Here is a 19,247-nt window from a genome sequence, read left to right on the forward strand (position 1 = left end):
GAATTTGAGAACTCAACCTAGAGCTATTGTCCAAAAGTAGGTGAAATTAGAGTACTTGCGCTTTGGCTTGGTTTGCCTAACCTAAATTTAGGGATTATTTCTTTATGGATTAAAGGCAATGCTATATGGACGTGTTACATACAGGTCACTGGATTGGAAAATCAATTTCTTACATTCCAAGAGATACTTTAAGTAGTATTGAACGTTACTTCAAAGTAATTGAAAGTGGCCATGATGTTTCTGTATTAAGTGAGCCTGACATTGACTTTTGTTTCTTCTACTTTGATAAAAACCAGAATAACCCCTTGTTATTAACTTCAGTAAAAATTTGTCAAAATCTTAATAAGTCATTGATCATTATTCACAATGGGAGTGTTGATGAGGAAATACTGAGTTTAGATATTGTTGTGAACAGTTTCGATGTAGACAAAGGGGACATATCAGATTGGGTAGAGCAACTTAGTAAAAATATTCATTATAACTTCACCTCACATCAAGAGGTTATCGATATACATAAAAACGAACCACAACTTTCTAATCAAAACATCAGTAAAAACTTACTCGAAATACTGAGATACATTGAATTAAACCTATCTAAAACGATAAAAGAAGAAGATATAGCGGAGTATTGCCACTATTCTGTCACTTATTTTTCTAAGGTATTCCACAACTCCGTGGGAATGAGCTTTAGAGATTATTTAACAACAAAGAGAATAACATTGGCAAAGCAGCTACTTATCGATGATAGAAAGTCCAAAATTGCTTTTATTGCTTATCAGTGTGGCTATAAAGATGTCTCTTACTTCTCTCGTATTTTCAAAAAGAAAACAGGGGTCAGCCCGGGCCTATTTAGGCAAATACACTAACAAGATCACTCTATTGATTCATATAGACCTGCAAGCGCTTCCCTGCATAAGATTCTACTGTTATTGTTAACCTTATATTAACATTTAAAATGTTGACCACTATCTGTCAGTCATACCAAACATCATTAGCCTACAAAATGAAGTGACATCCAAAAGGTAATGCTGTCTTAGAGTAAATGGAGTTAGAGAATGATTCAGCCCGATCAAATCAGCCAATCAAATACGTCTTTACCTACCCCAGATCAGATGATCCTAAAATGGGCGGAAGAAAGGCCCAATGACGTATATCTAAAGCAAATCATTAACCGCCAATTTGTTGAGTTTACTTATGCTGAAGTTGCAGACAAAGCATTGAAGTTTGTTTCGGTATTAAAAAAGCTTGGAGCTCAGCCCGGAGATAAAGTGGCTCTCATCTCTAAGAACTGCGCAGAATGGTTTATTTGTGATTTGGCAATGATGCTTGGCAATTTCATTAGCGTGCCTATCTTCCCTACTGCGGGAGAGGAAACCATCGAGTATTGCATTACTCATAGTGAGAGCAAGATATTAATAGCCGGTAAACTCGATGATTCAACAGCTACTCAATCTGTGTTGTCTAAGTTAACAAACGTTACGAGTATATCTCTACCTTACGACTCTGCCCCTTCTTGCAATCACAATTTCAGTTTGCTGATCAGTGAGGCAGAACCCGCTACAGAAAGGCCAATACATAGTGATGAAGATATGATGTCGCTAGTGTATACCTCTGGCACTTCCGGATTACCTAAAGGAGCCATACTAACCTATGGCGGCTTTAACTGGTCAGTGAAACAGCTTATAGATCATGTCGGGATTGAACCAAATGACAGATTGTTCTCATATTTACCTCTTGCTCATATTACTGAACGAGTCTATGTATTCGGTACATCCGCAATGGGAGGAGTCGTCACTGCATTCCCAGAATCTTTAGACACCTTCATTGAAGATGTAAAAATGCACACGCCGACAATATTCATTTCTGTTCCGAGGCTATGGACATTATTCCAACAGCGTATTCAAGACAAGCTACCTCAAGCGAAACTAAACCTGTTACTAAAAGTACCCTTTGTTAACTCCCTAATTAAAAAGAAGATCGCAACAGGTCTTGGGCTACATCAAGCCCGTGTACTAGGCTGTGGTTCCGCTCCTGTTTCTCCTGCTCTTTTAGAATGGTATCACTCGGTTGGACTCAATATTACCGAAGCGTGGGGCATGACAGAGTCTTTTGCATACAGCACATTAAATTATCCATTCCGTGAAGACAAAATTGGTTCCGTAGGAAAACCCGGGCCAGGCATCGACATCAAAATAGCCGAGGATGAAGAAATTTTGGTTCACACTCAAGGCATGTTCTCTGGCTACTATAAAAATGACATTGCTTCGCAAGATTCTTTTGGTAGCGAAGGTTGGTTACACACAGGAGATATTGGCTACGTCGATGAAGATGGCTATTTGTTTATCCAAGGGAGGAAGAAAGACACCTTCAAAACCGCCAAAGGCAAATTTGTTGCTCCTGTTCCTATCGAGAAAAAGCTGTTTGAATATAGCCGCGTTGAAATGATGTGCTTAATTGGCTTAGGACTGCCTGCTCCTATCTTACTCGTTGTACCTCATGATTTTCCTAACTTTGATCGACAACGCTATGAACGGACAACACATAAGGTGATCGAAAAAATCAATGCTAGCTTAGAGTCCCACTCTCAAATTCAAGGAGTACTGATGATTAAAGATCCTTGGAGCATAGAGAACGGGATCCTCACTCCAACTCTAAAAATCAAGCGTCATGTTCTAGAGCAAAAGTATCATGAAGTTGGCCACAATTGGCCTAAAGATCAGCTTGTCGTTTGGGAAGAGTGATTTGTTCCAACAGAAATAGAGCGCTTATATAAAGCGCTCTACCTTTTTTACCAAAACTAATTCCAAAAATGTCGGTTTAACTCTTGGTTGACTTGGTCTTTGGTCAAGCCTACATCTTTGTATAGGTGCTCTGGTAATTCAGATAGCTGCTGACGAGTTCTGTAGTTTCGATGCCAAATTAATACCGCCGAGTAGAATTTCTTAATCAAACTATTCAGGTTATCAAGTAAACCATTTCGTTTGTAATCTGTTGAGACATGCATAATAAGCTCCTTGACCTCTGTTTGTGTAGAGTAATAATTAACCAATATGCTTTGTCGCTCAAACGATAGATTTTGACAGTCAGTTAAGGAATTCTTAAGTGAAAAACAAAATGCCTCCGCTACAGGGAATGTATTATTTTTATGTCGCCGCCGAGCAAGGCAGCTTAAAGTTGGCGGCTGAGAAACTGTTTATCACACCAGCAGCGATTAGCCAGCAGATCCGTTTGCTAGAGCAATGGCTGGGCACTGACTTGTTTATTCGCCAACATAGAAAAGTTGTCTTGACCGATGAAGGTGTGCTGCTTTTTGATCAGGCAGCGAAAGGGTTCTCTCATATTTTTGAAGGCGTGCGGCTGCTAAGCAGCGATCCAAACCCTGAACAACTATCAGTATCAACCCTACCCTCTTTTGCCCAAAACTGGTTGATTCCCAAGCTAATATCATTTCGTGAACAATACCCACAAATCTCAATACTTCTAGAGCCCTCCAATCGCTTAATAGACTTCCAACAATCCAGCGTCGATCTGTGCATCCGCTATGGTGAAGGCAACTATTCTAAAGTTGAAGCACACTGGTTAATGGACGATGCGATCTATGCAGTGTGTCACCCGCTCTATCAAAAAAATAATGGCATTTATAAAATCAGTGACTTATCGAAAGCAGCGCTAATTGAAGATATGTGGCCAGACATGGATTGGAAACTATTTCTCAGTCATTTTGGCTATTCTGGTGGGTGTTCCACATTAAAGTACAGTGGTTCTCATTTTGTTCTAGAAGGCGCGCTGGCGGTTCAGGGAGTCGCACTTGTCAGACATTCTGTTGCCGCTCGCTATATCAAGGAGGAAAAGCTGGTTTGCATTGGAGAGATGGCAGTAAGACCAAAGTATAAATATTTTCTTTGTGCTCCTAAAAGTTACTTCAAGCGGGAAAAAATACAGCATTTTCATACTTGGATAAAACAAGAAGCGGAATTATTTCGAGAGCAATTTCCTATTCAAGCTGAGATGATCGATACCAAGAAATAGCGAACGAAAACAAACGTAAGGTCGATACGGAAACTCTGTGTGCGAGATTTAATTGTGAAGCCGTTCTTGAAGTAGATCTATGCTGTAAGCCTTAGATATGCAGGCAATGATTGATAATCGCTCGATATCAACCTGCGAGTTATTTAAGTGGTTAGTATTTTTTGTAAGCTCTATATGAACCAAATCATTGCTAGGCTCATAGGCATCAATCGAAATATCCTGACCAAGACGAGCACTATCAAGTAACTCCATATGCTCCGTTTGTCGATTATATTTGTAGGTTGCTACGTAGTATGTATAAGTCTCAAGCGCTTCATTTGAGACAATCATTAAGCCGGTATACGCCTTCTCTTGCTCGCTTCCTATTAGTGATAACAAGTTAATATCAATCGTTACCGTTCCGCTCCCTGTCTCGTCTTGGTAGCCACCATAAATACTCCCTTTGTCTTCGCTAATTTCACTGATATTAACAAACGTTTCTTGTTCTGGAATTTGGATGACAAACGGGTTCGATGAATCAATACCAAAGGCTTGCTGAAGTATTGGGCCTGCATATTCTTGTTTCTTTGTCTCTGTGATATGAAGAGTTTTGTTTACTTTGTAAACGAGAATGCTGGTAAACACGATGACACACACTAGCAACCAATAACCGAACTTCGACAAAAAGGGTTTGCCTTGACTCAAACTAGAGCTCCATTATTCGTTTAACAAATACTTATTGTTAAAGACTAACTTTCTCAAGCAAGCAACACTCTAGCTAGTACTTTGCGGAGTACCTCACTATTAGCATAAAAGCCCTAAAACTTGCACTTCACCAACTACAGTAAGGCTAGAAAAGTAGAGAGCAAAAAAAAACCCTCGACTGAGTCGAGGGTTTTTATTCTAAAGTTCAAAAAGAATTATTTGTTCTTCTCTTCGTTTACTTTAGCGATAACTTCGTCTGCCACGTTTTGTGGACATGGTGCGTAGTGAGCGAACTCCATAGAGAACTGACCACGACCAGAAGTGATAGTACGTAGGTGACCGATGTAGCCAAACATTTCTGATAGAGGAACGTCAGCTTTAATACGAACACCAGTAGCACCAGCTTGTTGGTCTTTGATCATACCACGACGACGGTTAAGGTCACCGATTACATCACCAACGTGATCTTCTGGAGTGAACACGTCAACGTTCATGATTGGCTCAAGAAGTTGCGCGCCAGCTTTAGGCATAGATTGACGGAATGCACCTTTCGCTGCGATTTCAAATGCGATTGCAGATGAGTCAACTGCGTGGAAGCCACCATCAAATAGTTCGATTTCAACGTCTAGAGTTGGGAAGCCAGCTAGAACACCGTTTTCCATCATTGACGCGAAGCCTTTTTCTACTGCAGGCCAGAATTCTTTAGGTACGTTACCACCAACAACAGTTGAAGAGAACGTGAAGCCTGAATTTGGCTCTCCTGGCTTGATACGGTAGTCGATCTTACCGAACTGACCAGAACCACCAGACTGTTTCTTATGCGTGTAGCTATCTTCAACTGCTTGCGTGATAGTTTCACGGTAAGCAACTTGAGGAGCACCAACAGTTAGTTCAACACCGTAAGTACGCTTAAGGATGTCTACTTTGATGTCTAGGTGAAGTTCACCCATACCTTTCAGGATAGTTTCACCTGAATCTTCATCAGTCTCAACTTGGAAAGATGGATCTTCTGCAACCATTTTACCGATCGCGATACCCATTTTCTCAGTAGAACCTTTATCTTTCGGTGCAACCGCGATAGAGATTACTGGTTCTGGGAAGATCATTGGCTCAAGAGTACACTCGTGCTTAGGATCACATAGAGTGTGACCAGTTTGAACGTTCTTCATACCAACTACAGCGATGATGTCACCAGCTTGTGCAGTTGTTAGCTCGTTACGCTCATCTGCTTGCATCTCAACCATACGGCCGATACGCTCAGTTTTACCTGTAGCAGCGTTAAGGATAGTGTCACCCTTGTTCATCACACCAGAGTAGATACGGATGAATGTTAGCGCGCCGAAACGGTCATCCATGATCTTAAATGCTAGAGCACGTAGTGGCTCTTCTGCAGATACTGTAGCAACTTCACCAGTTGGCTCACCAGTTTCTTTGTCAGTCAGTGGTTGAGGATCTACTTCAGTTGGAGCTGGTAGGTAATCAACAACTGCGTCAAGAACTAGCTGAACACCTTTGTTCTTAAATGCAGAACCACAGTAAGTTGGGAAGAACGCTAGGTCACGAGTACCTTTACGGATACAACGCTTGATGTCTTCGATAGAAGGCTCTTCACCTTCCATGTAAGCTTCCATTAGGTCATCGTCTTGCTCTACAGCAGTTTCGATTAGCTCTTCACGGTAAGCTTCAACGTCATCCAACATATCAGCAGGGATATCTTGAACTTCATAGTTCTCAGGAAGACCAGAGTCATCCCAAACGTATGCTTTACGGCTTAATAGGTCTACAACACCAACGAAATCGTCTTCACGACCGATTGGTAGAACCATAACTAGTGGGTTAGCACCTAGAACGTTTTTAACTTGGTCAACAACGTTGTAGAAGTCAGCACCCATACGGTCTAGCTTGTTTACGAAGATTAGACGAGATACTTCTGATTCGTTAGCGTAGCGCCAGTTAGTCTCTGACTGAGGCTCAACACCGCCAGAACCACAGAATACACCAACACCGCCGTCTAGTACTTTAAGAGAACGATATACTTCTACTGTGAAGTCAACGTGTCCAGGAGTATCGATAACGTTTAGGCGGTGATCGTTCCAGAAACAGCTTACAGCTGCAGACTGGATAGTAATACCGCGCTCAGCTTCCTGATCCATGAAGTCAGTAGTTGATTCGCCATCGTGAACTTCACCAGTTTTGTGGATTTGACCAGTTAGCTTCAGGATACGCTCAGTGGTAGTTGTTTTACCCGCATCAACGTGCGCGAAAATACCAATGTTTCTGTATTTCGATAAATCTGCCATTGTCTTACTCTATTAATAGGATATAAAATGCGCGCAGAGTATACCACAATCTGTCAAGACTGATAGCATTGTGTGCTAGAGAAAGTAAAAAACTTTGTTAACCCTTATTAATTATGCGGAGTTTGCGTTTTTTGTGCGAAATTTAGCAGATTATTGCTGAGTTTAACCACAATAGTGAACATAGTTAGTGAGTTATCCTGACTGGCGCTGTTACATTTTTCGCAATTTTATAACTCATCAAACGCCTGAATTGCTTCTGAAAGTTTCTTAACCCCATGAATTTGCATACCTTCTATGCCATTTTTTGGCATATTAGCACTTGGAACAATGGCGCGTTTGAATCCATGCTTAAATGCTTCCATTAAGCGCTCTTGACCACTCGGCACTGGACGAATTTCTCCTGCTAAGCCCACTTCACCAAAAATTACCACATCTTTCGCTAATGCTCGGTCTTTGAAACTCGATAGCAAAGCCATGATTAACGCAAGATCGGCACTGGTTTCAGTGACCTTTACGCCGCCGACGACATTAACAAACACATCTTGGTCAGCCATTTGTAAGCCGCCGTGCTTATGCAACACAGCAAGCAATAGAGACAATCGGTTCTGCTCTAAGCCGACCGCCACTCGTCTTGGGTTAGCCAATTGAGAGTAATCAACCAAAGCTTGAATTTCGACAAGAAGCGGGCGAGTCCCTTCCCATACAACCATCACCGAGCTGCCAGAAGTTTCTTCTTCCCCGCGGGACAAAAATATCGCTGACGGGTTACTCACTTCTCTAAGCCCCTGCCCCGTCATAGCAAAAACACCCAGCTCGTTTACCGCACCAAAACGGTTTTTATGACTGCGAAGAGTTCGAAAACGGCTGTCGCTGCCACCATCTAATAGCACCGAACAGTCAATAATATGCTCCAGTACTTTAGGGCCTGCTAATGTGCCGTCTTTGGTTACATGACCAACAATAAACACCGCGACATTATTTTGTTTCGCGTAACGAGTTAACGCTGTTGCAGACTCTCTTACCTGAGCAACACTTCCCGGTGAGGATTGAACATCACCAACATGCATCACTTGTATTGAGTCAATAACCATGATTTTCGGCTGCTCTTGCTCTGCTACTTGGCAAATCTTGTCGACGTTAGTCTCAGAGAGCATTTTAAGGTTGTCTTTTGGCAAACCTAAACGTGATGCTCGAAGGGCAACTTGCTGAAGTGATTCTTCACCCGTGACATACAAGGTTGGCATTTGTGAAGCGAGAAAGCACATAGCTTGCAGTAGTAACGTCGACTTACCAGCGCCGGGGTTACCACCAATTAAGATAGCTGCGCCGGGAACAACGCCGCCACCTAACACCCTATCCAGCTCTTTAAAACCACTGGTAAAACGAGGGACTTCTTGCAGATCAATTTCTGAGAGGACTTGTACTCTGGATTCATTAGCTGTGCCTGCATAGCCAGACAAACGTTCATTTCGAGCCACAGACGGTGACGCTGCCAATCTCACCTCTGTTATCGTGTTCCAAGCTCCACAAGCATTACATTGTCCCTGCCAGCGTGGAAAATCAGCGCCACAATCGTTGCACACATACGCTCGTTTTGTCTTAGCCATGAAACCTCATACTTTAACTCTGTGACCTATAATCAGTTTTATTAATAACTTGCAAACTTTTGAGTTGATAACCTAGAAGATTTAGCCACACTTAATATTAAGTCTGCTTTCCAACCTAACTACTCAGACGCTAAAGAAAATACAACATAGGTCGATTTATTATTTACGGTTAACTCTAACAGAAATATATGCAGGAATCTGAAATTCTCTCACTCGCTGAGCGACTAATACCCGCCTATCAATCTGAGGACTTTGACAACGTACTCGCAATGATGACGGAAGGTGAGTCTCCCTCGGTCAAACTTTTGGTAAAAATGGAGCTAAACAAAATGATGGCCCCATGCACCAAAAGCGTTGACTTGCGTGGACGAGTTCAGGGTGAGTGTCGAGAATATGAATTGGATGGCCGAAAACACTGGTTGGATGATGTCGCGTTTAATGAATACCAAAAAGGCACACAAAAATTTGGTAGCTACACCGAAGGCGTATGGAACAACCTCTGTAACACACGCAATAACTTTCGCGTCATGCAGCAAACTGGTGATGACAAAAAAGAAGGACTTACCAGCGCCGATAGTCCATTCGAAGTTGAGCCAGTCACATTAGGCTTTGATCTAAAAAGAAGAGAAAGCCGCTTATTGTTTACCACCCAAGTAGAAATAAGGCTACCAGGCGGCCAACTTGTTCACGGAGTCAGCGTGGATGTTTCCGCATCTGGCGGACGATTTAAGGTACCCACTGCATTTGCGTATAAGCAAGGGCAAGTGCTAGACGTATTGTTCACCGAGCTAACTAAATCAAGCAAAATTATTGGCTTAAAAGACCCCATACAATATCGCATAGTCGGCGTCGATGAGTCTTATGAAAATGACGCGGTTAAATATTTGAGGGTTCTTAGAATCACAGATACCGACATTATCCAGCAAGTTATCGAAGAGTCACTTCAGGATACAAGTCGTAAATCTAAGCAAGACAACCAAGACAAAGTCATTCGTGCAAAAACACGCTGCTATGAACATGCGTATTTAAAAAACGCCTGCAGTTTGCCGCTATTTTTCAGTGATAACGAATTAAAGCTAGTCCTCATTACCGACAACAACCAACCTATTTGGCGCTATTGGCACGATGAGTTGAACCAACAAAACTTAAGTGGACTATTCAACCACCAGCGCATGAATCGAATCTTCGACTCAAATTCACGTGAACATTCCAACGTAATTTATTCGTTTAAACATGCTCATCAAGGCAAGCAACTATTTTTCTCAATGCTGGGCTCAGAAGCCTCGCCCGAACACCTCAAGCTATTTTGGAATGTAGGCGCCAAAAAAGAGTCTTGGCGAGCATTTCGTTTTTCCATTTATGAGCTCACCGACCGTGAGCGCGAGGATTTGAGCCAACACTCTGACGAGCTCACTTTAACCACGGAGAGCTTGACTCATTACGGCATCTTGCAAGAAATAGCCAATAGCACCGAAGGCCCAGAGTACCTTGAGTTAGGTAAACCAAAGCTCCCAAGCAAAGAGTTAAACCCTTTTAGGCAGACTCGCAACAATAAAGTTAGGCCCACTTGCTTATTTTTCGACTCTAAGTCCCCTCGTAAAGAGCCTCGATATCAATATAGAACTAAAGTCGCTGTTGCTTATGGCCAACAAAAGATTCAAGGCTCAACGCTCGACTTTTCCAAACATGGATTGAACGTCACACTCTCATCATCATTGTCTGTCAAAGCAGAAGACATGTGTGAAGTGAGCTTCATTGAGCTGCAAGTTCATGACAAGAAGCTCGCTTTAAGTAACGTGCCGTACAAAATTATTCGAGTTGCCGATAAAGGAAAGCATTTACAATTGGCGATAGAGGAGAATAGTCACACCGTCAAAACCATCGCGTTTTTGAACCGATTGATCGAGTACAATCGACAGAAACTAGTCCCGATCAAGGAAGTGCTTCCAACGGATGAATTGTTGAAAGGGTTACATGACGTTCTATTGGACAAACTGCTATGCTCTCCCGTTTTCGTCGATAACCGTAATGGTGGTTTGAGGCCAACAACGATTGGTATTAGCTACCCACTGACTCCTTATCTGGGTTTTCTGGCGAAACTCGGTCATGAGCACAGAATATCCCTAGAGCCAATTTTTAAAGGGCGCAGCAATAGCTTACTGGCCGCCCCCATGAAGCATGTACAAGGTGCAGAGCCGCAATACCATGAAGTCTACATAGCAGTGGTCAAATTCAATGAACGCATTCGTTCTTTTGAAACAGAGCTAAGCAGTGATTTCTATAGCAACAATGACCGTATCACTTTCATTCAAAAGTCCCTGCTAATGGGTGAGTTCTACGCAGTAAGAGTTTCAGGGGTGCCTGTGTTCGATCCTAATGCTCAACTTATGAGAGAAGATATCGAGGAGCTGCTGACTGTGAGCGCTCATCAAGCTCGAAACCTTGAAAAAGAGCTCGCCGCAATTGTGGGTTACAGCGAGTTTGTCGATGTCACTGACGAAGTGTTATTAAGGCTTGGTATCGATAGCGATGCGTCTTAACTGTTCACCCAGTCTAAACGACATCATTTTCAGATAAACTAAGCCTAACTCAGAGTAGAGGCACACATTAGTGTTCGGCTCTGGTAAATCATTTCAGCTTACCAGCTCACTTTCTTCTGTTTAGCTAGGCCAGCAGACAGAATACACATAACACCACCAAGCCCAGAAACTCTCACGGCAGCCTGCGCTTTTTCTTCAACTTTTGGCTTTGCATGATAGGCAATACCGAACCCTGCAACATTCATCATTTCAAGGTCGTTTGCTCCATCACCAACCGCTACTGTGTTGTGCAGATCGACATCATACTTGTCAGCTAACTCTACTAAGATTTCTGCTTTCGTTTGTGCTGACACAACCTCACCAAGTACTTTACCCGTTAGTTTTCCATTGGTAATTTCAAGCTGGTTTGATTTTGCGTAATCCAGATTTAGCAGCTGTTTCAAGTGATCGGAAAAGTAGGTGAACCCGCCAGATGCAATTGCAGTTTTCCAACCAAGCTTTTGTAGTGTTTCCATCAACTCTAAGAGGTCAGGCATTAGCGGCAGCTGCTCGCGAACCGTTTCTAAGATTGATTCATCCGCGCCTTTTAAAGTGTCCACTCGGGCGCGAAGGCTTTCTTCAAAATCTAACTCTCCCTGCATTGCTTTCTCAGTTACTTCAGCAACCTGTTCCCCAACACCCGCCAACTTGGCAATTTCATCAATGCACTCTATTTGAATCACGGTAGAATCCATGTCGAAAACAACCACTCCAGGAGCAGACAAATCAGGTACATCGGAGATATTGGCATAATCCAAATTGAGCTGTTTGAGTATGTATTCTTTGGAAGCCGTGAGATTGCCATCCATCAATGCAACTTCGTACTGCCCTACTTTCCAAATATCGATGATGGAGTGGGAAAATTCAGAAGCGTCATCGAGGGTATTAAGTGATTCGACAGACAAGTGCTCAGAAAATATAATCCAGTTAGCTTTTTTTCTATCTAAGGTAGATGACAAGCGAGCCTCTGGAAAGCGTGAAATTAGAGAAGTATGCCTCTTAATCGGTAGATTTTTTAACGAACCCATTAGGTATAATCCATAATAAAAATTACAACTAGTTAACCGATTGCAAAACAAAAACGCAAGCCTCATTATGGCTATCACTCTAAAAAAGGGAGTAGAGTCAGTTGAATTCATCACTATTTTCTTTCCGTGTCACGATAAAAGCCATCGCGATGATTTCATTGCTAGTGATGGTTGCTGTGATCGCCATAAATAGCGTAAAGATTACAAAAAGTAACGAAGAAATACAGGCAAATCAGATAGAAACACTTACTCAAGTTCTGATATCACAAGCCGCACTTTCTGCCAGCAATATGGTTGTCCAGCAAGATCAAGAAGGCCTTCGCCGATTGGCAAACCACTTAGCAAAAGACAAATTAGTATTCGATGCAACTATTTATGATGCAGAAGGGGTAAAACTCGCAGCTAGCAACCACGCTCTATCAGTAAGAGAAGTGCTTGGGCTAGACACACCATTATCGACCGCACGTATAGGTAAACAGCAACTTGTAGCCCCGATATATCAAGACAACAGCATTATTGGCTTTGTCAGAATTACTTTTGAGACTGGTAAACTCACCGCGATATCTGATCACTTTTACAGAAAAAGCGATCGTTACATGTATTCAATGGTATTGATAAGCTTCATTAGTGGAGCGCTGCTTATGCTATTGCTACTTAGAAGAAAGTCCAACGGGGGCGAAAACTTACTTCTTAAAGATATTAATTAGAGCCTAACTAAGACTGTTAAAAAAATGCCAGTCCAAAACAGGACTGGCATTTTTATATGAACGCTAGGTTAACCTTCTAATTACAGAAAGTTTTTACCATACTCCATTGGAGATGTTGCAAAGTAGCTTGCTAAGGTTTGACCAATGTCTGCAAACGTTTCTCTTCTACCAAGAGAGCCTGCAGGTACTTTGTCGCCATAAACGATGACCGGAATATGTTCGCGAGTATGATCGGTACCTTGCCAAGTTGGATCGCAACCATGGTCGGCAGTCAATATCAACACATCCTCTTCTTGCATGATATCAATCACTTCATTGATACGGCTATCAAAGTACTCTAGCGCTGCAGCGTAACCCGCAACATCACGGCGGTGGCCATAAGCGGAGTCAAAATCGACGAAGTTCGTGAATACGATAGTGTTATCTTCTGCTTGTTTGATCGCTTCTAATGTCGCATCAAATAAGTCAGGAATTCCCGTTGCTTTCACCTTCTTGGTAATTCCACAGTGTGCGTAGATATCAGCGATTTTACCGATTGAAACTACATCACCTTGCTTCTCATCGACCAATTTTTGTAGCACAGTTGCCGCTGGTGGCTCTACAGAGAGATCTCTGCGATTGCCAGTACGAGCAAACTCGCCTGATTTTGGACCAACAAACGGACGCGCAATTACACGGCCAATATTGTAGTCTTCCAATTCCTCGCGAACGATTTGGCATAGCTCAAGCAGGTTATCTAGACCGTAAGTTTCCTCGTGGCAAGCAATTTGGAAAACAGAATCGGCCGAAGTGTAGAAAATCGGCTTGCCGGTTTTCATATGCTCTTCACCCAAGTCATCTAAAACTTGAGTACCAGAAGCATGGCAGTTACCCAAATAGCCCGGAAGGTTAGCTCTTTCAACAATTCTATCGAGTAGCTCTTGCGGAAAGCTGTTGGTTAGATCGGTAAAGTAACCCCAATCAAACAGTACTGGTACACCAGCAATCTCCCAGTGCCCTGAAGGTGTATCTTTTCCTGAAGACAACTCTTCAGCGTGACCGTATGCTCCAACAATATCGACTTCTGCGTCCAAGCCTAGCGCAAATTGACCAGTAGACTCTTTGTGAGCCATTGCTAAGCCTAGTTTAGATAGGTTGGGTAGCTTCAAAGCACCTTGGCGCTCTTCGTTGTCAGCGAGTCCTTTGTAACATTGCTCAGCAATGTGGCCCATTGTATCTGAGCCTACATCACCAAATTTATCAGCATCAGCCGATGCTCCAATTCCAAAGGAGTCTAAAACTAAAATAAATGCTCTTTTCATCATATTCTCCTTATTCAGCTATATCTTCTGCACGGAAGCTTGAATACACATCAGGTGTCGGCTGGTAGCTTTCACCAATGGTAATTGCATCTCGCAGCGACTTAGCGGCTCGCTGCCACTGCTCTTCCGTTCTAGCATGAATAACGGCTAAAGGTTTGTTGCTATCTGCGGTTTCGCCTAATCGAATGAACTGTTCGAAACCTACAGCAAAATCAATCTTGTCGGTTGGAACACTTCGTCCACCACCCATGGAGACAACTGCCATACCAATTGCTCTCGTATCCATTGCAGACACAACGCCAGACTCAGTCGCGTATACTGGCTTCACGATTTCTGCTTTTGGTAAGTAGCTTAAATAGTTCTCCATAAAGTCTTCTGGGCCGCCTAATCCCGCGACCATCTTACCGAAGCTTTCTGCTGCTTTTCCGCTTTCTAGCGCTTGGCAAAGTTTGTCTCTTGCATCTTCAGTATTGTCAGCTAAACCACCCAGTAACAACATTTCGCTACATAGCGCCATAGTGACTTCATACAATCTAGGGTTGCGGTATTCTCCAGTCAAAAACTCGACGGCTTCTTTCACTTCAAGCGCATTACCTGCAGATGAAGCAAGCACTTGGTTCATGTCTGTTAAGATAGCGGTAGTTTTTACACCTGCGCCATTAGCAACAGCAACGATAGACTTCGCAAGCTCTTCCGATTTCTCATAGGTTGGCATAAACGCACCAGAGCCTACTTTCACGTCCATTACTAACGAGTCTAGTCCAGCTGCTAGTTTCTTAGACAAAATCGAGGAAGTAATTAATGAAAGGTTATCGACAGTAGCTGTGGTATCACGGACTGCGTAAATACGTTTATCTGCTGGAGCAAGGTTGTCGGTTTGCCCGATAATGGCAACACCTGCATCTTTCGTCACCTCACCAAAGACATTGTTATTTGGTGTAACGTTATAGCCCGGAATGGCTTCTAATTTATCAAGCGTTCCACCGGTATGACCTAAACCACGTCCAGATATCATTGGTACAACAGCTCCACATGACGCAACCATAGGGCCAAGCATGAGAGAAGTCACGTCACCAACACCGCCAGTAGAGTGTTTATCCACGATAGGCGCGTTGAAGTTCATATGATCCCAATCGATAACAGTGCCAGAATCACGCATTGCACAGGTAAGCGCAATTCGCTCGGACATCGTCAAGTCGTTAAAACAGATAGCCATTGCGAATGCTGCTACCTGACCTTCAGATACAGAGTTATTGCTAACGCCATTAATGAAAAAACTGATTTCTTCTGAGCTGAGCTCTTCTCCATCACGTTTACGGCGAATGATTTCTTGAGGTAAAAATTGTTGAGTTGAAGACATACTGCCTCCTTGAATTACTAGAAATGTCATATACAAGGAGCCGTCCAATTGGCTCCTTAACCCAGATAAAATTTAATTAATACCTAACGTATTAGTACGCTGCTGGATCAGCTGTTTCGTTAGTCACTTCTAGTGTGTTCAATAGATTCGTAAGCAAGCTAGATGCGCCAAAACGGTAGTGGCGGCTATCCACCCAATTGTCACCTAGTAGCTCATCAGCCATCTGCAAGTAAATCGCAGCATCTTCTGCAGTTCTTACACCGCCAGCTGGTTTAAAGCCTACTTTTTCAGCAACGTTCATGTCACGAATCACTTCTAGCATCATGCGAGCAAACTCTGGGGTTGCGTTAACTGGAACTTTACCTGTCGAGGTTTTAATAAAGTCAGCACCTGCTTCGATAGCAATTTGAGAGGCTTTCTTAATTAAAGATTCTTCTTTCAGCTCACCAGTTTCAATGATCACTTTAAGTAGGATGTCTCCACAAGCCTGCTTACATTGCTTGACTAGCTCGAAGCCTACTTCTTCGTTACCTGCCATCAGTGCGCGGTATGGGAACACCACATCAACTTCATCGGCACCATATGCCACAGCTGCTTTTGTTTCAGCAACCGCTATTTCAATATCATCGTTACCATGAGGAAAGTTGGTAACCGTAGCAATTTTTACTTCAGGTGTACCTTGTTGCTTCAGGGTCTTCTTAGCGATAGGAATAAAGCGTGGGTAAATACAGATCGCAGCAGTGTTACCAACTGCTGACTTTGCGTTATGACAAAGTGCGATCACTTTTTCATCAGTGTCGTCGTCATTTAGCGTGGTAAGATCCATTAACTTTAGTGCACGTAGTGCTGCTGTTTTTAAATCGCTCATTTCTATCTCCGATCAATGTCATACTTCTTGATGAACGGACTTGGTCCTTGAAGACTGACTACTTTTGTAGCGACTACATCCATGTAACCGTTAGTCTATGTGCAACTTCGCACCTTAGAACTGGTATTCTGCCTTGCTTGCAGTTCAGCAAGATTATAAATAGGCAGAATAGATTCTCGTTGCGTATTATCAATAATTTTATGAAAAGTGGAAGTGCTTCGCCATGCGCAAACGGTTTGTATCTCACTTCAACACCGAAGCTTATTGAAATGTTCGATAATTTTCTGCGTAATTTTTTCTCTGAAAAGTGGGAGTTTGAAGCTATTAACGCTTCGGCATATGGCAAATCTGATGAGTTCTCGGCGTTTTAGATAATGGCAGATAAGGAATACTCTAAATAAAAAACGCCCCTGAGTATCAGAGGCGCTTTGAAGATTACTTTTGGAATGTTATTTAGCTACAAGGATAAGAAAAGCCCTGCTAGCGTCGCAGCCATCAAGTTGGATAGAGTACCAGCCGCAACAGCTTTCATTCCGAAGCGAGCAATATCGTGGCGGCGATTTGGCGCGATTCCGCCTAAACCACCGAGCAATATTGCTATCGAAGATAAGTTAGCAAATCCACACAATGCAAATGAAATTATCGCCTGAGTTTTCTGTGACATCACTTGTCCAGTTTCAGCAACTAATTGGCCTGCATCACCAACGTATGGTACGAAGTTCAAGTACGCAACGAACTCGTTTACAACTAACTTCTGACCGATAAATGAGCCAGCTAGTGTTGCTTCATTCCAAGGTACACCGATTACAAATGCTAATGGTGAGAATACCCATCCAAGAATAATTTCTAATGTAATACCTGGGTGACCGAACCAACCACCAACAGCTCCAATCACGCCATTGATAAGTGCGATTAGACCAATGAAAGCTAGTAACATCGCTCCGATATTTAGAGCAAGTTGCATACCCATAGATGCACCACCAGCTGCAGCGTCAATCACGTTAGCAGGCTTGTCATCGCCACCATCGATATCAGTATCGATGTGCTCGTCTGGCTCTTCAGTTTCTGGCTTGATAATTTTTGCAAAAAGGAGACCGCCAGGTGCAGCCATAAACGATGCAGCAACCAAGTACTCAAGAGGAACCCCCATTGCAGCATAACCTGCAAGTACACCACCTGCTACAGATGCTAAACCTCCACACATAACTGCAAACAGTTCTGATTGAGTCATGCGAGGTACAAATGGTCGAACAACTAGAGGAGCTTCTGTTTGACCTACAAAAATGTTGGCCGCTGCAGACATTGATTCCGCTCTAGAAGTATTCAGTGCTTTTCTAAGTCCACCACCCAAAATCTTAATCACCCATTGCATAATGCCTAGGTAATACAGAACGGAAATCAGTGCAGAGAAGAACACCACCGTTGGCAGGACTTGAAAAGCAAAGATAAAGCCGATGCCATCTACTGAAAAGTTAACCAAACTGCCGAACAGGAACTCTATACCGTTCCTACCGTAGTCGATAACATTTTGTACACCAGCAGAAAAACCAGCTAATAAGTCTCTTCCCCACGGAACGTAGAGAATGAAACCACCAAGAATAAATTGAATTGCAAACGCAAATCCCACTGTCCTAAAATTAATCGCTTTGCGGTTATCAGAAAGCAATACAGCTATTCCAAGCAAAACCACAATGCCGACTAGGCTCATAAACACACTCATAGTTTATGGCTTCCTTATATAAGTTATATTGGCGTGTAACAAAAAGGAGCTAAATTAAGCGAAGGCAATTATACTCAGCGTTAACTTGGTTAAGTAATCTTCCCATCACAATTTTCCACAAGTTCCATCCTACAAATACACAGAAATGAGACAAACATCACTCAAGGTTATTTAAATTTACACATTAATTAACAATCATTACTAATTTTAAACATAAATTTTAAAAATCTGATTGCTATTTTCCCAAATTGAGATCGCGATTGTTTCTATTGATTCATTTCTTAGCTGCGATAACGCGTCAAGCACCATAGGCAATCGCATTGGATGATTACTAGAGCCTTGATATCCATTGATGGGCATGTCTGGCGCATCAGTTTCAAGAACTATAGCTTGCAAAGGTAATCGAGTAACGGCAGATCGAGTCTTATTTGCTCTTGGGTAAGTGATCGTTCCACCGACTCCAATTTTGAAGCCTCGATCAACAAATGCCATCGCTTGCTGGTAGCTACCAGAAAAACCGTGGATAACCCCACCAATCTCTATTCGGTGTGCTTTTATTAGCTGTAACAATCGATTTTGCATCTTACGGGAATGCAAGATAATGGGAAGTTGTGCGTTTTGGGCAATCTTAAACTGTGAGATTAAAAACTTTTCTTGTATTGCAGAGTCCACATCAATGGCAGCGTCTAAGCCACACTCTCCAATAGCAACACACTGAGCTGTCCTCGAGTCTACGCGCTTTTCAAGTTCCGCAATTCGCTCTGGATGATAAGACTTTAGAAAATAGGGGTGAAATCCGAGCGCATGAAAGACATTAGGGTGTTTTTCTGAAATCGAGCTGAGTGTGTTCCAGTTTTCAGGGCCAATGGAAGGAATTAACAGACGGTGAACGTGACTACAACGAGCCTGTTCAAGATGAGAGGCAATATCACCATCAAACTGTTCAAAGTCAAGATGACAATGAGTATCGAAAAGCTGGATATTAGAGTTATCTTGCATGGCCTAATCCACCGACAGTTGCTATAAAGTTTAGAGACAATGTCGGTGGTTCGACAACTTTCAGC

At 42.6% G+C, this 19,247-nt stretch carries 15 protein-coding genes; 5 read left to right on the forward strand and 10 right to left on the reverse strand.

Annotation, left to right across the window (positions count from 1 at the left end; all coding sequences use genetic code 11):
- Nucleotides 1–125: 125 nt before the first annotated feature.
- Both L7A31_RS16855 and L7A31_RS16860 read left to right on the forward strand, forming a co-directional pair.
- On the forward strand, nucleotides 126–866 hold the full coding sequence (locus tag L7A31_RS16855; RefSeq protein WP_237362930.1) for a helix-turn-helix domain-containing protein: 741 nt from the start codon (nucleotides 126–128) through the stop codon (nucleotides 864–866).
- Nucleotides 867–1,055: 189 nt separating this feature from the next.
- The gene (locus L7A31_RS16860) at nucleotides 1,056–2,741 is read left to right on the forward strand and encodes an AMP-binding protein (protein WP_237362931.1); all 1,686 of its coding nucleotides are present in this window, start codon (nucleotides 1,056–1,058) and stop codon (nucleotides 2,739–2,741) included.
- 56 nt (nucleotides 2,742–2,797) lie between these two features.
- Here the strand turns inward: L7A31_RS16860 and L7A31_RS16865 are convergent, their stop codons facing one another.
- On the reverse strand, nucleotides 2,798–3,004 hold the full coding sequence (locus L7A31_RS16865; RefSeq protein WP_237362932.1) for a DUF1127 domain-containing protein: 207 nt from the start codon (nucleotides 3,002–3,004) through the stop codon (nucleotides 2,798–2,800).
- Between the two features lie 98 nt (nucleotides 3,005–3,102).
- On the opposite strand from L7A31_RS16865, the gene L7A31_RS16870 reads away from it, so the two are divergent.
- On the forward strand, nucleotides 3,103–4,029 hold the full coding sequence (locus L7A31_RS16870; RefSeq protein ID WP_237362933.1) for a LysR substrate-binding domain-containing protein: 927 nt from the start codon (nucleotides 3,103–3,105) through the stop codon (nucleotides 4,027–4,029).
- A 48-nt stretch (nucleotides 4,030–4,077) separates the two neighbouring features.
- Here L7A31_RS16870 and L7A31_RS16875 read toward each other — a convergent pair whose 3' ends face one another.
- The 3 genes from L7A31_RS16875 to radA form a co-directional block, all read right to left on the reverse strand.
- Nucleotides 4,078–4,713 (reverse strand): hypothetical protein, encoded by a 636-nt coding sequence (locus L7A31_RS16875; RefSeq protein ID WP_237362934.1) that lies wholly within the window; start codon nucleotides 4,711–4,713, stop codon nucleotides 4,078–4,080.
- 215 nt (nucleotides 4,714–4,928) lie between these two features.
- Complete coding sequence (gene fusA / locus L7A31_RS16880) at nucleotides 4,929–7,013, reverse strand: elongation factor G (protein ID WP_237362935.1); 2,085 nt, start codon at nucleotides 7,011–7,013, stop codon at nucleotides 4,929–4,931.
- Between the two features lie 227 nt (nucleotides 7,014–7,240).
- Complete coding sequence (radA, locus tag L7A31_RS16885) at nucleotides 7,241–8,620, reverse strand: DNA repair protein RadA (protein WP_237362936.1); 1,380 nt, start codon at nucleotides 8,618–8,620, stop codon at nucleotides 7,241–7,243.
- A 188-nt stretch (nucleotides 8,621–8,808) separates the two neighbouring features.
- On the opposite strand from radA, the gene L7A31_RS16890 reads away from it, so the two are divergent.
- Complete coding sequence (locus L7A31_RS16890; protein WP_237362937.1) at nucleotides 8,809–11,160, forward strand: PilZ domain-containing protein; 2,352 nt, start codon at nucleotides 8,809–8,811, stop codon at nucleotides 11,158–11,160.
- Between the two features lie 98 nt (nucleotides 11,161–11,258).
- Here L7A31_RS16890 and serB read toward each other — a convergent pair whose 3' ends face one another.
- Nucleotides 11,259–12,227, reverse strand: a complete 969-nt coding sequence (serB, locus tag L7A31_RS16895) for a phosphoserine phosphatase (RefSeq protein WP_237362938.1) — start codon at nucleotides 12,225–12,227, stop codon at nucleotides 11,259–11,261.
- Between the two features lie 101 nt (nucleotides 12,228–12,328).
- Between serB and L7A31_RS16900 the strand changes: the two genes are divergently transcribed.
- Nucleotides 12,329–12,934, forward strand: a complete 606-nt coding sequence (locus L7A31_RS16900) for a YtjB family periplasmic protein (RefSeq protein WP_237362939.1) — start codon at nucleotides 12,329–12,331, stop codon at nucleotides 12,932–12,934.
- Between the two features lie 80 nt (nucleotides 12,935–13,014).
- Here the strand turns inward: L7A31_RS16900 and L7A31_RS16905 are convergent, their stop codons facing one another.
- From L7A31_RS16905 to L7A31_RS16925, 5 genes are all read right to left on the reverse strand, one after another.
- Nucleotides 13,015–14,235 (reverse strand): phosphopentomutase, encoded by a 1,221-nt coding sequence (locus tag L7A31_RS16905; RefSeq protein ID WP_237362940.1) that lies wholly within the window; start codon nucleotides 14,233–14,235, stop codon nucleotides 13,015–13,017.
- Nucleotides 14,236–14,245: 10 nt separating this feature from the next.
- The gene (gene deoA / locus L7A31_RS16910) at nucleotides 14,246–15,595 is read right to left on the reverse strand and encodes a thymidine phosphorylase (RefSeq protein ID WP_237362941.1); all 1,350 of its coding nucleotides are present in this window, start codon (nucleotides 15,593–15,595) and stop codon (nucleotides 14,246–14,248) included.
- Between the two features lie 91 nt (nucleotides 15,596–15,686).
- Entirely contained in the window at nucleotides 15,687–16,463 is a 777-nt protein-coding gene (gene deoC / locus L7A31_RS16915; protein ID WP_237362942.1) for a deoxyribose-phosphate aldolase, read from the reverse strand.
- A gap of 457 nt (nucleotides 16,464–16,920) precedes the next feature.
- Entirely contained in the window at nucleotides 16,921–18,183 is a 1,263-nt protein-coding gene (locus L7A31_RS16920) for a NupC/NupG family nucleoside CNT transporter (RefSeq protein ID WP_237362943.1), read from the reverse strand.
- Between the two features lie 207 nt (nucleotides 18,184–18,390).
- Nucleotides 18,391–19,182 (reverse strand): TatD family hydrolase, encoded by a 792-nt coding sequence (locus L7A31_RS16925; protein ID WP_237362944.1) that lies wholly within the window; start codon nucleotides 19,180–19,182, stop codon nucleotides 18,391–18,393.
- Between the last annotated feature and the right edge of the window lie 65 nt (nucleotides 19,183–19,247).

The organism is Vibrio marisflavi CECT 7928, from assembly GCF_921294215.1.
Lineage (GTDB): Bacteria > Pseudomonadota > Gammaproteobacteria > Enterobacterales > Vibrionaceae > Vibrio > Vibrio marisflavi.

Bases quoted from the DNA above. Each gene is read 5' to 3' on its own strand.
- L7A31_RS16855 (WP_237362930.1), top strand. From the start codon at position 126: ATGGACGTGTTACATACAGGTCACTGGATTGGAAAATCAATTTCTTAC.
- L7A31_RS16860 (WP_237362931.1), top strand. From the start codon at position 1,056: ATGATTCAGCCCGATCAAATCAGCCAATCAAATACGTCTTTACCTACC.
- L7A31_RS16865 (WP_237362932.1), bottom strand. From the start codon at position 3,004: ATGCATGTCTCAACAGATTACAAACGAAATGGTTTACTTGATAACCTG.
- fusA (WP_237362935.1), bottom strand. From the start codon at position 7,013: ATGGCAGATTTATCGAAATACAGAAACATTGGTATTTTCGCGCACGTT.
- radA (WP_237362936.1), bottom strand. From the start codon at position 8,620: ATGGCTAAGACAAAACGAGCGTATGTGTGCAACGATTGTGGCGCTGAT.
- L7A31_RS16890 (WP_237362937.1), top strand. From the start codon at position 8,809: ATGCAGGAATCTGAAATTCTCTCACTCGCTGAGCGACTAATACCCGCC.
- serB (WP_237362938.1), bottom strand. From the start codon at position 12,227: ATGGGTTCGTTAAAAAATCTACCGATTAAGAGGCATACTTCTCTAATT.
- L7A31_RS16905 (WP_237362940.1), bottom strand. From the start codon at position 14,235: ATGAAAAGAGCATTTATTTTAGTTTTAGACTCCTTTGGAATTGGAGCA.
- deoA (WP_237362941.1), bottom strand. From the start codon at position 15,595: ATGTCTTCAACTCAACAATTTTTACCTCAAGAAATCATTCGCCGTAAA.
- deoC (WP_237362942.1), bottom strand. From the start codon at position 16,463: ATGAGCGATTTAAAAACAGCAGCACTACGTGCACTAAAGTTAATGGAT.
- L7A31_RS16920 (WP_237362943.1), bottom strand. From the start codon at position 18,183: ATGAGTGTGTTTATGAGCCTAGTCGGCATTGTGGTTTTGCTTGGAATA.
- L7A31_RS16925 (WP_237362944.1), bottom strand. From the start codon at position 19,182: ATGCAAGATAACTCTAATATCCAGCTTTTCGATACTCATTGTCATCTT.